The 13,570-nt window shown below is 45.1% G+C and carries 11 protein-coding genes; 4 read left to right on the top strand and 7 right to left on the bottom strand.

All coding sequences use genetic code 11. The features are described 5' to 3' along the window. Positions 1-27: 27 nt before the first annotated feature. The 7 genes from NIA71_RS18090 to NIA71_RS18060 all read right to left on the bottom strand — a co-directional run bounded on the left by NIA71_RS18090 (position 28) and on the right by NIA71_RS18060 (position 7,951). Positions 28-1,416 carry a sigma-54 interaction domain-containing protein gene (locus NIA71_RS18090; protein WP_253021142.1) on the bottom strand — a complete coding sequence of 463 codons (1,389 nt, stop codon included), beginning with the start codon at positions 1,414-1,416 and terminating at the stop codon, positions 28-30. Between the two features lie 218 nt (positions 1,417-1,634). After that, positions 1,635-2,795 carry an iron-containing alcohol dehydrogenase gene (locus tag NIA71_RS18085; protein ID WP_148395568.1) on the bottom strand — a complete coding sequence of 387 codons (1,161 nt, stop codon included), beginning with the start codon at positions 2,793-2,795 and terminating at the stop codon, positions 1,635-1,637. A 25-nt stretch (positions 2,796-2,820) separates the two neighbouring features. Further along, a complete protein-coding gene (locus tag NIA71_RS18080) occupies positions 2,821-4,224 on the bottom strand; it encodes a purine-cytosine permease family protein (RefSeq protein ID WP_148395567.1) in 1,404 nt (467 codons plus the stop codon). 24 nt (positions 4,225-4,248) lie between these two features. Beyond that, a complete protein-coding gene (locus NIA71_RS18075) occupies positions 4,249-4,470 on the bottom strand; it encodes a hypothetical protein (protein ID WP_148395566.1) in 222 nt (73 codons plus the stop codon). 278 nt (positions 4,471-4,748) lie between these two features. Then, positions 4,749-6,158, bottom strand: coding sequence for a sigma-54 interaction domain-containing protein (locus tag NIA71_RS18070; RefSeq protein WP_253021141.1), 1,410 nt, complete (start codon positions 6,156-6,158; stop codon positions 4,749-4,751). 20 nt (positions 6,159-6,178) lie between these two features. Then, a complete protein-coding gene (locus tag NIA71_RS18065) occupies positions 6,179-6,985 on the bottom strand; it encodes a carbon-nitrogen hydrolase family protein (protein WP_253021140.1) in 807 nt (268 codons plus the stop codon). Positions 6,986-7,144: 159 nt separating this feature from the next. Then, positions 7,145-7,951 carry a response regulator transcription factor gene (locus tag NIA71_RS18060; RefSeq protein WP_148395563.1) on the bottom strand — a complete coding sequence of 269 codons (807 nt, stop codon included), beginning with the start codon at positions 7,949-7,951 and terminating at the stop codon, positions 7,145-7,147. A 314-nt stretch (positions 7,952-8,265) separates the two neighbouring features. Here NIA71_RS18060 and ptcA point away from each other — a divergent pair, with 314 nt between their 5' ends. The 4 genes from ptcA to NIA71_RS18040 all read left to right on the top strand — a co-directional run bounded on the left by ptcA (position 8,266) and on the right by NIA71_RS18040 (position 13,362). Further along, positions 8,266-9,291, top strand: a complete 1,026-nt coding sequence (ptcA, locus tag NIA71_RS18055) for a putrescine carbamoyltransferase (RefSeq protein WP_148395562.1) — start codon at positions 8,266-8,268, stop codon at positions 9,289-9,291. 31 nt (positions 9,292-9,322) lie between these two features. Next, positions 9,323-10,432, top strand: coding sequence for an agmatine deiminase (gene aguA, locus NIA71_RS18050; RefSeq protein WP_148395561.1), 1,110 nt, complete (start codon positions 9,323-9,325; stop codon positions 10,430-10,432). A gap of 12 nt (positions 10,433-10,444) precedes the next feature. Beyond that, entirely contained in the window at positions 10,445-11,392 is a 948-nt protein-coding gene (arcC, locus tag NIA71_RS18045) for a carbamate kinase (protein ID WP_253021139.1), read from the top strand. A 617-nt stretch (positions 11,393-12,009) separates the two neighbouring features. After that, positions 12,010-13,362 (top strand): aminotransferase class III-fold pyridoxal phosphate-dependent enzyme, encoded by a 1,353-nt coding sequence (locus tag NIA71_RS18040; protein ID WP_148395559.1) that lies wholly within the window; start codon positions 12,010-12,012, stop codon positions 13,360-13,362. The last annotated feature ends 208 nt before the right edge of the window (positions 13,363-13,570 follow it).

Genomic DNA, 13,570 nt, shown 5'->3' with positions numbered 1-13,570 from the left:
CTGTCTTTTTAAACTTACACTGTCAGTTTAAAAAGATATATCTCGATTGGTAATATTCAAACGTTTCATCTTTTGATAGAGCAAGGGTCTGGCAATCCCTAAATATTGGGCTGCTTTGGTACGATTGTTGTTGAAACGTTTCAAAACATTGATGATCAATTCTCTTTCCGCATTATTGCGAACCTGTTCGATCAGATGTTTTCCGTTTTCCATATGGTAGAAAGGATGTTTGCCATTGTTGTTACGGAAGAGAATTACATCCAGCACCTCTTCTGTCAAAATTTCTCCGCTGACAAAGTTCATCGCCCGTTCAATAACATTATATAATTCCCGGATATTTCCAGGCCAATCGTAATCACATAGGCGCTCATAAACGTTTTCATCCACCTTGGTAATATGCTTTCCCATCTCAATATTTAAAGAACGAATTTTATTCTCCACCAGCGCAGGCAGATCCTCGATCCGCTCCCGCAGAGGCGGTACGATAATAGGAAACACATTCAATCGATAAAAAAGATCTTCCCTGAAATCTCCTTCTTTGACCAGCTTACTTAGATCCTGATTGGTGGCAGCAATGATCCTGGCATCCACGCTGAGACTCTTTTCACTGCCTACCGGATCAATCTCACCTTCCTGCAGTACCCGCAAAAGTTTAGGCTGCAGACTCAGAGGCATCTGATTAATTTCGTCAATAAAGAGTGCACCTTTATCTGCCAGTTGGAATTTGCCTTTTTTGCCTCCTTTTTTCGCGCCGGTAAACGCCCCTTCCACATAACCGAACAGCTCAGATTCAATGAGCGATTCGGGCATTCCAACTGAATTGACTTTGACAAATTCGCTGAAGGCCCGCACGCTCAGGTTATGGATAGAATGGGCCACCAGTTCTTTTCCGGTTCCGGTCTCACCGGTGATCAATACGGTCGAGTTGGACATGGCTGAAAGTTCAATCTGACGCTTGAGATCGCGGACTTTTTTCGATGAACCGATAATATTGTTGATGGAGTACTTTGTACTCTTAAAATCGCGCACCTGTTCCCGGTAATATTTCATCTCTTCCCGCAATGATTTGGCGTATTTCTCCAAAAGATCGTCCAGGGACTCCAAGTCTTGGAGCATATCGTATTCCAGAACGCCGACAACGGTTCCCTCCTTTTTAAGCTGCACCTGCGTGCTGACACTCATTCTGCCCTCATCAAAATAAAAGTTCGTATGGTATGCTGTGTCTCCCTGCAGCAGCTTTTCCATGGTAGAAGGCGCGAAAACCTTTTTAATCGGCTTTCCGATTGATCTTTGAGCGTCCACTTTGATGTAATCCGCACATTGATCATTAATGTAGACCACCTTTCCCTGCTGATCGATCACCATTAGACCGCAGATGTGGTCTAAAAACAGTTTATAATCTTTTCCCAATTCCATATCACACCTCATTTTTTCAATTCTTGTTGTTAACATACGAGCTGAGTTAAGCGGGCTTCTTAATTTTCTATGTTTTTCATAAGGCTACACAACCATGAAAATTTATACGAAAATAAAACCCACGGCAGCACAGAGGCGAACCGTGGGTTTTATATAAAAAATGTCAGAAGAGCGATATTATAGGTTGCTTATGCCTGTTTCTTCGTATCGCGCACGGATTAATTCCCTCTGTACGCTTTGAGAATAACGGACATATAGCCATCGGCATCGATGTCTCTGGCGTTATCCTGCGACAACGCGTTTTCTGCCGACCGTTCTGCAATAGCTCTGAAGTTTTCTTCTTTAATGTAATCCAACTCGATCAGCTTTGGAATCTTAACCTTAGCATTCAGCTCTTTTACCTTTTCTACACCGGCCAGAGCCAGTTCTTCTGTGGTTTTTCCCTCGGGATCAACGCCCAGATATCTGGCTACAGTGGCGAATTTTTCCGGGTTAGCCGGGATATTGTATTCCATAATATAGGGCAAGAAAATTGAATTTCCTACTCCATGAGGTGTATCATACCATCCGCCGACGGTTTCTGAAATCGCATGTACAGCACCTACATTGGAATTGATGAATGCCATACCGGCAATCAAGCTTCCCATCAGCATGTTGTACCGAACCTCCAAATTGCTGCCATCCTCTACCGCCTGTACAATATTCTTGGAAATCACATCAATGGCATACAGAGCCAGCGCATCTGTGATCGGCTGGGACACCTTGCAGGTATATGCTTCGATGGCATGTGTCAGCGCGTCGATTCCTGTGGAAGCGGTCAGTGACGGCGGAAGGCTGGTCAGCAGTTCCGGGTCAGCGATGGCCACGCTTGGTCTTAATTTAATAGGATCGAAGACGCTCATCTTATATTTTCTTTCTTCATCGGTAATCACCGCTACGAAGGTTACTTCGCTGCCTGTTCCCGATGTAGTTGGAATACAGATAACCGGCAGCATATATTCCTTCAATTCCACGTAATCCCAATCAACACATTTTCCGCCATTGGTTACCAGAGCGGCTGTTGCCTTGGCCTGGTCCATAGAACTGCCGCCGCCCAGGCCGATGATTACATCGACACCCTCAGCTTTGGCCATCTCTGCGGTAGTATCACAGTCGGTCGTTCTTGGATTTGGTCTTACTTGATCGTAAACGATGTATTCAATCGAGGATTCCTTAAGGCTTGCCGTTACCTTTTCCATAATTGGGCTTGCAGCCAAGAATCCATCGGTTATAATCAATACTTTTTTTCCGCCCAGAGCCAGAGTTTCCTGTCCTACGTTCTTAACCGACCCTGCTCCTGATACGACTTTTGTCGCGTGAAAAAATTCTCTCATGTCCATATTTTACCTTCTTTCTAAAGTCAATCTATTTTCGATACCCCCCGATGCCTTTGTTCACCAGGAATACTTTTGCTAAGATGTAGTAAACGATCGCCACAACGACGAATACGCCTCCTGACGCCGTACAATACATGAACGGTGTCTGATATACCAAGGTAGCCGGGTTGAGGAATACCAAATAGAACGGCATTGCCAGAGCAAATACGATAATGGCTACCCAGTTAAATCCGCCCCAGAACGAGTATGCGGATGTGGATGTTCTGTCATAGAGACCTCTGATGTCCAGCTTCTTCTTTCTCAGTACAAAATAGTCGATGGTACTGATGGTTACAACCGGCACATAGAAGGTGCAGGTCACGCCAAGCAGAATGTAGAAGTGGTCATAAATCTGATTGGGGAACAGGATCAGGCCGATTGCTACCGGAATCAGGAAGATCAGTACAACCAGCGCCCATTTTTTATCTCTAAAGATTTTGATATCTTTCAGACCAAGACAAATGTTATATGCTACAGTTGCATTGGACGTAACGTTGGCAATGGCAACGAACACCAGTGCAATGACACCGAATACCAGGCCGCCCAGAGGAAGCATCCACTCCGTCGGATCGTCGGATCCAATGGTAATGGCAGCAGCTACTCCAAGAGCCGTACCTACGGTTGCAGCCAGGATCAGACCAGCTAAATTTGCCCAATAAGCGGCTTTCGTGGTTTTACACAGTCTGGACATACCGCCCATGTTCGGCCACCAGGAGAGGCCTGCGCCAAAGCTCAGCTCAACTGCCAGCAAAAAGTTTACCCACTGATTGTCATTGGGCGCAATTGGATCCGCGCTGGTGATGACATCCCATCCGATGTTTTTGGACAGAATTACCAGCAGCCCGATAATTACGACAACCATCATTGGCGCAACCACATTGTTGAACCGTTTGATTACTAAAGGACCTTTCCATACTACTAAAAATACAATTGCAACCGCAATCAGCGAAATCACCATGGTAAAGCCGGATCCCATGGATTCGACGCCCATAAAAGCAGCGGTTACATTGCTCACCGATCTGGCGAACATAATGGAGAGAACGATCAGCCATGCAATCTGGAAGACTGTAATGAATGCCATCAATATGTAACGTCCGTTTCTTCCCATATAGCTTGCTGCCAGCGTGTAATTATCAGCGCCTGTGGTGGCAGAAGCCGAACAAGGCATGATCGCCATAACCAGTACCGAAATCATATTGCCGACCAATGTGGCGATTACGGCCGGCCAAAAGTCTACGAACAGCGCTACCGATCCGCCGATCATAAAGCACCAGGTGGCAATTGCCAGACCTACATTTATACATGAATTATCAAATAAATTATATACCCTGTCCTCTTTCAGGACGGGCAGCACACCAAATTGTGATTCTTGGTTCGCATCAAATTTTGCCATTTTAAATTTCCTCCTAATAAGCGATTACTGAAATCCATAACGGAATGCTTCAATAATAATTGGAATAATTCCGGTTACAGCGATTAAAAGCCAGGTAGCGATCCAATCGCCTTTGGTCAAATGGGGTACAATTTCCCCGCCGGACTCTTCGATAACGGAAATTCTGCGGCATAGTTCTTCTTCTATATCAGGGTTCAGGCCAGTTCGGCCTTTTAGTTCTTTGTATACCTCTTCATGACTTGCCATTTTAAGACCTCCTGTCTTACAAACAATACAGACGATAAAAATAAAATGGTAGAACAAATTTAATGTATCAACAATAAGACGCAAGAATTATGCCAAAATATATTTTTTTCAGAATTCTGTAAATCTCTCATTTACACGACTTACCGTTTTTTCGTTTTATTCACGTTCGAATACAGCTGTATTCGGCAAAATTCTACCCTCTTGTGTAAATTTCATTTTTTATCGACTGCCATTTCGCATTTATACCAAAACGAATACCTATTCTAATTAGAATAAATCTATTCTTTTGTTTCATCTTTGACATATTTTTTGATTTTACGAAATGCCGTAGGCTGGCTGATTCCAAGCATTTTAGCTACGCCAACCGTGGTTTTGCACTTGGCATAACTATCTGTTATCATCTCCCGTTCCAGAGCTTCGACAGCTTCTTCAAGCGTCAGGTGTTCATGGTTCTCAAAGTGCTTCACCTCCAAAGCTCCCTTCATGGCAACATCCAGAACATCCACATCGATCATCTTCTGATCGGAAGTCAAAAGAACCCGTTCCACCAGGTTTTCCAGCTCTCTGATATTTCCCGGCCATTCCTGATGTTCCAGAACGTGCATGACTTCTACGGAAAAAGATTTTTCCATATTATATTTGCGATTGAATTTGTCAGTAAAATAAAGAATCAGCGGAATAATGTCGTCTTTTCGTTCTTTGAGCGGCGGTATATCGATTGGTATGACATTGAGACGGTAAAACAGGTCTTCTCGAAATAAATTTTTTTTCACCAGAGATTCAAGGTTTTTATTGGAGGCAGTAATCAGCCTGAAATCCACCTGGATTTCCTTAGTGCCTCCTACTCGTGTAATCGTTTTATCTTGAATGGTTTTCAGAAGTTTGACTTGTAAGTTTAGAGGCATTTCGGATATTTCATCCAAAAACAGCGTTCCGTTTTGGGCTACCTCAATTAACCCCACTTTGCCCTTTTCATTGGCACCTGTGAACGAGCCTTTTTCATAGCCGAAGAATTCTGATTCCAGCAGGTTTTCTGGGATCGCCCCGCAATTGATCTCAATAAAGGGATAGTTCCTCCGTTCGCTTTTGCTGTGAATGATCTTTGCCAGCATACTTTTTCCGACTCCGGATTTTCCTGTCAAAAGGACCGAAGCATCGTAAGCCGCGATTCGGTTTACCTCCTGCAGCACTCGTTTCATTTGAATGCTCTCTGCAATAATTCCATCGACTTCTATGTTTTCATTTCTCAGCTTCTCCAACTCCTCTTTGTACAGCGCCATCTTATCTTCCAAAGATTTGTACTCATTTTTTAAATTAATAAAATCCGTAACATCTCTGGAAAAGGTGACTACTAATTTGATATTGCCGTTTTCATCTTTAACGGGGATGCCCGTGACGATAATCTCTCTCCCCTTGTTATTTCTCTGGTGCATTGTGACCTTTTCTTGGTTTTCCAGTACAATCGCGGCAATGGATGGTTTAAAATAGCCCTCTTCCTCCAGGTCCTTTACCGTCCTTCCTATGGCGCTGCCCGGATCCAGCCCATACTCCTTTTCAAAATCCGTACTCACTTTCAGGACCACGCCACGATTATCTGTGATCAGGATTTCGTCATAGATTGATTCAAAAATATTGTCCATGTTCTTCGCCAGCATATCTGCGGCAAAGCCGTCTTTAATCGTATTCACGCTCATCACCCCCTGGTAAACTATATAACTTCATAAAACGAGGCGTTCCTGATCAAATCGTAATATCCCCGGCGCATCTTTTTCACTTCATCTAAATTCAGAGTTCCGATTATCGTACATTCTTCATCACCGCATTCTTTCAGTACCCGTCCGCCCGGCGCCACCAGTTTGCTTTTTCCCAGATAGGACAAAGTCCGATCTGTTCCTGCGCGATTGCAGGCTGCGATGCAAGCTACGTTATCAAATGCTCTGGCTGCCAAGGTCAGATCCCAGTCAAAGGCATGGGGCTTTTCCCAGGCTGCCAAAACCAGGATCAGTTCTGCACCCTTTAGTGCCAAAAGCTTTACGGTTTCAGGAAAAGCCGCGTCCCAGCAGATCGCCATACCTACTTTTCCCCACCTGGTATCAAAGACCGGGTATTGGCCGCCTTTTGTAAAGTTATCTGCCTCAAAGCCTTCAACCAAGTGAGACTTGCGATACGTTCCAATGATTGCGCCTTTGTTGTCCAGGAGCAGAGCCGTATTGTACAGCTGCATACTGTATTCACGATCTTCCCGCTCAATAAAGCCAAAAGCAATGTGCACATCCCAGATTTGCGCAATCCTGCCTATCTTCCTTATGTAGGCCCCGCCCGGACACACTTCTGCCATGTCTTCAAACAGCTCAGGGCATTCATATCCATTGAGGGCCAGTTCGGGAAAAACGATCAGCTCTACAGTCGGATCATCAGATTTGATTGTTTTGACGCTTTCTTCCATCTTTTTAAAGTTTGCTTCTTTGTCCCCCAGTACGCAGTCTATCTGGGAGCATGCTACCCTTATTTTCATACAACGACCTCCTATTTATTCTTTTTTATTTTAATTCCGCACTGCAGACGGTTTAACCCTGTTTGGCCACATCCTCACTGACAAACGCTGGCATCCCAAGTTTGCTTTTCTGTAAAAAAAACATGTCAATATTTAACTGGCTGAAAGCTTTTGACATGTTTACCGTTTTTCTACTAAATCATCCACACTGGTGGTCATATATCCGTGTACAATTTTCATTAGCTGGGCTCTGTTGGAAATGTTCATTTTTTTAAAAATGTTGTGTGTATGTTTTTTTACTGTATTTTCTGATATGAAAAGCTTTTCTCCGATTGCCCGGATCGGCAGCCCTTCGTATATGAGCTCCACGACCTCTGACTCTCTCGGGGTCAGTCCATACAGATGGACCATTGTATCCGTATAATCATTTTCATTATTTCGTTTGATGCCGTTGGGAAACTTATTGTGGAAGTGGCACGCCAGATGTTTATTGATTACACCCAGGATATACACCTCTTCATCGGTAAAGTCCCCATGCTCCTTGCTTCGCCAGAGATTAATAGACCCGTAGAGCACTTCCTCAAAGGCAACCCTTGAGCCCATGCTGTAGCGGATGTCCTGCGGCTTCATCCACTCTCTGTAGAATACGGATGTTTCTTCCATCACATCGGTCACATAATCACTTTCCCTGTATATGTTCCTCTGCGTCTGGGAAAAGAACCAGAACATAATATCGATGGACTCATATTTATTGAAATAAGATGTCAGATACCCCCGATCCATGTTATCAGACACCGGATCAAAGAAGACCACCTTGGTATCCTTTTTATATCCCAGGTCAAAAAACGATTTGTCGTGGGGAATCAGCTCATCCAATTTCTGCAAAACGCTTTTCCTCAATCGGTATATATCACCTTCCGAATGAGCCTCCAGAATCAGCCGGTTTATTTTTTCCCATTGTTCATGTGTCAAATTCATCATTATCATTCGCACCTCCTACAATTAATAACATGCAAATTTCATTCCACCCGGATGATATTTTTAGTACTACTTTTATAGTATGCTCCCATACACCAAGTGCTACTCCTCCTACTACCTTTTACCTGAGAGCAATTACACTTTAGTTGCAATCGCCTGATTTCACTACGGAAGGTAATTGTAATCTGAAAATTCCGAAGCTATCATGTAAGCACGTCCTCTGGGTGAGTGGTGTAACGCGGCAGGAATCAAAACAGCGCGTTACCGGACGGATATTGAACATTGTATAAACGGAAAAAAGAGAATTAAAAGGAGAATCAAGTATGACTAAAGAATTAAGACATTTTATCGACACGTGCGATTTTACCAAGCAGGAACTGATGGACATCATCAATCTGTCCCTGAAAATTAAAAAATGCATCAAAGCAGGATACAATCCGCCGCTGATGAAGGATAAGACACTGGCTATGATCTTCCAGCAGTCCTCCACCAGAACAAGAGTATCCTTCGAAACAGCCATGGAACAGCTGGGCGGACACGCACAGTACCTGGGACCTGGAATGATCCAGCTGGGCGGACACGAAACAATTGAAGATACCGGAAGAGTTATCTCCCGTTATGTAGACATCATTATGTCAAGAGTTATCGAACATGAAACCGTTGTTAAACTGGCCAACTCATCTTCTGTTCCTGTATTAAACGGAATGTCCGATTACAACCACCCGACACAGGAAATCGGCGACATGATCACCATGATCGAGCACCTGCCGGAAGGAAAGAGCATTGAAGACTGCAAGATCGTATTCGTAGGAGATGCCACTCAGGTATGCGCTTCCTTAGGATTCATCGTAACCAAGATCGGCGCCAACTACTGCCACTTCGGACCGAAAGGCTTCCAGCTGAGACCGGAACACACCGATATCTACGAAGCAAACTGCAAAGAATCAGGCGGAAGCTGGATGGTAACCGACGATGTGGATGAAGCCATGAAAGATGCTGACTTTATCTACACAGACGTATGGTATGGCCTCTATGAAAACGAGCTGTCACCTGAAGAAAGACAGAAGATCTTCATGCCCAAATATCAGGTCAGCAAAGAACTGATGAACAAGGCAAACCTGGGAGCAAAATTCCTCCACTGCCTGCCGGCAACAAGAAACGAAGAAGTTACAGACGAAGTTCTGGACTCCGAAATTTCCATCGCTTGGGACGAAGCTGAAAACAGACTGACTGCAATGAGAGGTCTGCTCGTATACTTCACTCGTTACCAGAAGGAAGGTTCCGAACTGGCTAAGGCTGCCGTTAAGGAAGAATTAGACGAATTCATGGCGGAAGTATTCGGAGAATAAAGAAACGATACAAGAAAGAAGGCTAAAATAGATGGCAAAGAGAATAAACTCAACTCCAAAAAAAGACGGCTTTAGAATGCCCGGCGAGTTCGAGCCTCATGAACAAGTATTCATGATCTGGCCGGAAAGACCGGATAACTGGCGCAACGGCGCTAAGCCCGCCCAGAACGCATTCAAGGCCGTAGCAGAAGCAATCAGCCAATTTGAGCCTGTTACTATGCTCGTATCCCCTGCTCAGTTTTCCAACGCAAGAGCCAGACTTTCCGATGACATTCGTGTCGTGGAGGTCAACACCAACGATTCTTGGATCCGGGACTGCGGCCCTACCTTCGTCATTGACGATCAGGGCCGCATCCGCGGTGTGGATTGGGAATTCAATGCATGGGGCGGCCTTTACGACGGACTCTACTTCCCTTGGGATCAGGATAACCTGGTGGCGCGCAAACTTTGCGAACTGGAGAGAATCGATTCCTATCATACGGAAGGTTTTGTCCTCGAAGGCGGAAGCTTTCATGTCGACGGTGAAGGTACGGTTCTCACCACAGAGATGTGCCTTTTGAGCGAGGGACGTAATCCTCACATGTCCAAGGAAGAAATCGAAGACATGCTGAAAGAATATTTGAACGCAGAAAAAGTTATTTGGCTGAAAGATGGAATTGATCCAGACGAAACTGACGGACATGTGGACGACGTGGCCTGCTTTGTTCGGCCCGGTGAAGCGGCTTGTATCTGGACTGAAAATAAAGAAGATCCGTTTTACGATACTTGCCGCCAGGCATATGATATCCTGATCAACTCGACCGACGCCAAGGGGCGCAAGCTGAAGGTACACAAGCTGACCTTACCGAAAGTGCCCGTTAAACTCAGCGGCGAGTTCGATATCGACCAGGTTGAAGGCACGATTCCCCGGGAAGACGATGATATCTGCATTGCTTCTTACATGAACTTTTTAATCGTCAACGGCGGTGTCATCGCTCCTCAGTATGATGATGAATATGACAGCTTGGCTTTAGAGCAGCTCCAGGAGATGTTCCCGGAACGTAAAGTAGTCGGCGTACCTACAAGAGAAATTGTTTACGGCGGCGGCAACGTGCACTGCATTACACAGCAGCAGCCAAAATGTCAGCAAGAAACCAAATAAAGGAGATATGGAATGACTAAGGAAAAAATCGTAATCGCTTTAGGAGGCAATGCCCTTCAGTCAGGCAAAGGCCCTGCTACTGCCGAGGCACAGCTTGAGGTTGTAAAAAACACCTGCGAGCATATCGCGCAGATCAGCAAGCAGGGATATGAGCTGGCGGTTGTGCATGGAAACGGCCCTCAGGTGGGCAGAATCGTAATGGCCTCCGAAGCTGCGAAAGATGTTACCCCGGCGATGCCCTTTGATGTATGCGGAGCAATGTCCCAGGGTTACATCGGCTATCACATCCAGCAATGCTTGAAATACGCATTAAACCAGACAAATCGAAATATACCAGTAGTGACCGTTGCTACACAGATGGTCGTTGAAAAAAACGATCCTGCATTTAAAAATCCCACCAAACCCATCGGCCCCTTCTATTCGGAAGAGGAAGCCAAGGTTTTGGAATCCGAAAAAGGATATGTTATGAAGGAAGACGCCGGCCGCGGCTTTAGAAGAGTAGTGGCCTCCCCTCTTCCGAGAAAAATCGTCGAAATCGACGCTGTTAAAGAGCTGTGGGACCACGCAATCGTAATTACATGCGGCGGCGGCGGTATCCCGGTTATTGAAAACGCCGACGGCTCCCTGGAAGGAACCGCAGCGGTTATCGATAAGGACTTCGCGGCTGAGCTTCTGGCTGAGCAGGTTGACGCGGACATTCTCATGATCCTTACCGAAGTAGAAAAAGTAGCAATTAACTTTAACAAACCAAACCAAAAGAACTTGGATGAAGTAACTCTCGCAGAGCTGGCCTGCTATAAAGAAGAAGGCCACTTTGCAGCCGGCAGCATGCTGCCTAAGGTAGAAGCTGCCATGAAGTTCGTACGGGCTTTCCCTCAGAAACGTGCAATCATTACATCTCTGGACAAAGCGACAGAGGCTCTCGAGGGAAAGACCGGTACGATCATCAAGTTCGCGTAAGACACTCCTTGTAATTTCATCTTTATTATTCTCACGAAAAGGTCCTGGCAGAATTTCTGTCGGGGCCTTTTTTTTCGCTCCATTTTGCAAACCTGCTGGAAAGGAGCGGGCCCTTCGGGCCCGGCCCCGACATTCCGTTAACGTGACACTCAAGGATCCAGGGATCACGATGATTACGATTCCTGCGACAACCCCTTTTCTGTTCTTTCTTTCAGAAGATTCCACAGGCGAATAATTGGTTTGCCGTCAATTCATTTTTAAATAATGATTTAAGATTTTAATTTGTTGAAATTCCAGGCTTTCTCCTTATTCTCCCCTTCTTTTTATTCTCCATTGAATATCCATATTATTTTCTTATTATGGATTTTTAAAAACGTTGAAATTTCAACAAATATTTTTTATTTTTCATGCTGAATGTTGGCATGCAATTTGCTTTTATATAATAGTAAATTACACACGATAACCAAGTGGTAATTTATAAAAGCCATACCGGACGGCTCTTGCCTTCTTAATGGTATGACAAATTTAATGATACCACTCACCCAACTTGGGTTTGACCGCTTTAGGTATGGCTTTTAAAATTTGTATTTCGGTATGTGAACAAAGGAGGACATCACATGACAGTAACAAACAAAGAATTAGGTTTAGAGATTGCAAAACGCGTAGAAGGTTATATTCAGAAAGATCAGCTTTCACAGGAAGATGTAGATACGATTCTCAAGGAATCAGAAGCAAACTATAATGAAAATGTAAACCCTGGCTGGCTCCCATACAGAGAAATCATGTCAACTGACCCTATGTTTTCAGAATGGTCACAGAGAGAAGGCGAATTCTTCTCCGATGTTAAAGGCACTGAATTCATCGACTGTCTGGGAGGATTCGGAATTTTCCTGGCAGGCCATAAAAATACAGAAATCATGAAGACCGTTCATGCTCAGCTGGATCGTTACCCGCAGCACTCACAGGATCTGGTTAACCCGCTCCAGGGATATTTCAGCCACTTGATGGGACTGATCACACCGGGAGATCTGCAGGCAGTATGGCCGACAAACGGCGGTACAGAAGCAACAGAAGCTGCAATCAAGCTTTCCAAGCTGGCTACAGGCGGAAAATGGTTTATTTCTACTGTTAATGCTTATCACGGATTATCGACAGGCGCTCTGTCCCTGATCGGTAACGCTGATTATAGATCACCGTTTACTCCAAATATTCAGCAGGTTCAGCACGTAAAATACGGTGATGCGGAGCAGATGGAAAACGCAATCGTGAACCTGCAGTCCGTAGGCGAAAAGGTTGCCGCAGTTATCCTCGAACCGATCCAGGGCGAAGGCGGAATCATCATTCCTCCGGCCGGATATCTGAAGAAGGTAAGAGAGATCTGCGATAAGTACGGCGTAGCTATGATCTGCGACGAAATCCAGACTGGTCTGGGCAGAACCGGCGCTCTGTGGAGAACAGAAGCAGAAGGCATCGTTCCTGATATTCTGCTGTTCGGTAAAGCCATCGGCGGCGGTTGCATGCCTCTGACCGGTATCATCGCAAGACCTTGGATGGTAACAGAAGCTCTGGTTGAAAACCCAACACTGGTTTCCATGCCTACATTCGGCGGAAATCCTCTGGCTATGTCAGCAGGTATCGCTTCCATCCGTTACATCCTGGAAAACGACATTCCTCAGCTAGTTAAGGAAAAGGGCGAATATTTCCTCAAGAAACTGAACGAAATCCAGAAAAAATATCCGGAAATGCTCAAGGAAGTCCGCGGTACTGGTCTCATGATCGGTCTGGTTCTGCCTGACATGGATATCATGCACGATTTCTGCAAGGAAATGTTCTCGAGAAAGGTTATGACTTCTGCTACGATGAATGACGTAACCGTTGCTCGTATTGAGCCTTGCGCATCCATTTCCTATGAATCCATTGATAAGGTATGTGAAGTTATCGAAGAGTCCATCCAGGCTCTCATGAAATAGTATTTTCCAACATCGCAAAAGGGAGAACAGAAACTGTTCTCCCTTTTGTTTTGCCCATTTATACGGGGGGCAGTTGGGATGGAGGCCGGGGAAAGCGTTCACCTTACTAGAAGCGGACTCTGCGGAAAATTTCTGGAAGAAAGCGAACTATTTACGCAAAGTTGTTGGTTTACTGGGCCTGGTTCCGCAAACTATGGGGCCCGCACGG

It is taken from the genome of Ihubacter massiliensis, assembly GCF_024125305.1.
GTDB classification, from domain to species: Bacteria; Bacillota; Clostridia; order Peptostreptococcales; family Anaerovoracaceae; genus Hominibacterium; species Hominibacterium faecale.
Note: the sequence above shows the minus strand (reverse complement) of the source record. Positions and strands in the feature narration are given on the sequence as shown.

What these genes read in the sequence shown, in the direction of transcription:
- NIA71_RS18080 (WP_148395567.1), bottom strand. Translation starts at nt 4,224, where the DNA reads ATGGCAAAATTTGATGCGAACCAAGAATCACAATTTGGTGTGCTGCCC.
- NIA71_RS18040 (WP_148395559.1), top strand. Translation starts at nt 12,010, where the DNA reads ATGACAGTAACAAACAAAGAATTAGGTTTAGAGATTGCAAAACGCGTA.
- NIA71_RS18060 (WP_148395563.1), bottom strand. Translation starts at nt 7,951, where the DNA reads ATGATAATGATGAATTTGACACATGAACAATGGGAAAAAATAAACCGG.
- ptcA (WP_148395562.1), top strand. Translation starts at nt 8,266, where the DNA reads ATGACTAAAGAATTAAGACATTTTATCGACACGTGCGATTTTACCAAG.
- NIA71_RS18075 (WP_148395566.1), bottom strand. Translation starts at nt 4,470, where the DNA reads ATGGCAAGTCATGAAGAGGTATACAAAGAACTAAAAGGCCGAACTGGC.
- NIA71_RS18065 (WP_253021140.1), bottom strand. Translation starts at nt 6,985, where the DNA reads ATGAAAATAAGGGTAGCATGCTCCCAGATAGACTGCGTACTGGGGGAC.
- aguA (WP_148395561.1), top strand. Translation starts at nt 9,323, where the DNA reads ATGGCAAAGAGAATAAACTCAACTCCAAAAAAAGACGGCTTTAGAATG.
- NIA71_RS18085 (WP_148395568.1), bottom strand. Translation starts at nt 2,795, where the DNA reads ATGGACATGAGAGAATTTTTTCACGCGACAAAAGTCGTATCAGGAGCA.
- arcC (WP_253021139.1), top strand. Translation starts at nt 10,445, where the DNA reads ATGACTAAGGAAAAAATCGTAATCGCTTTAGGAGGCAATGCCCTTCAG.
- NIA71_RS18090 (WP_253021142.1), bottom strand. Translation starts at nt 1,416, where the DNA reads ATGGAATTGGGAAAAGATTATAAACTGTTTTTAGACCACATCTGCGGT.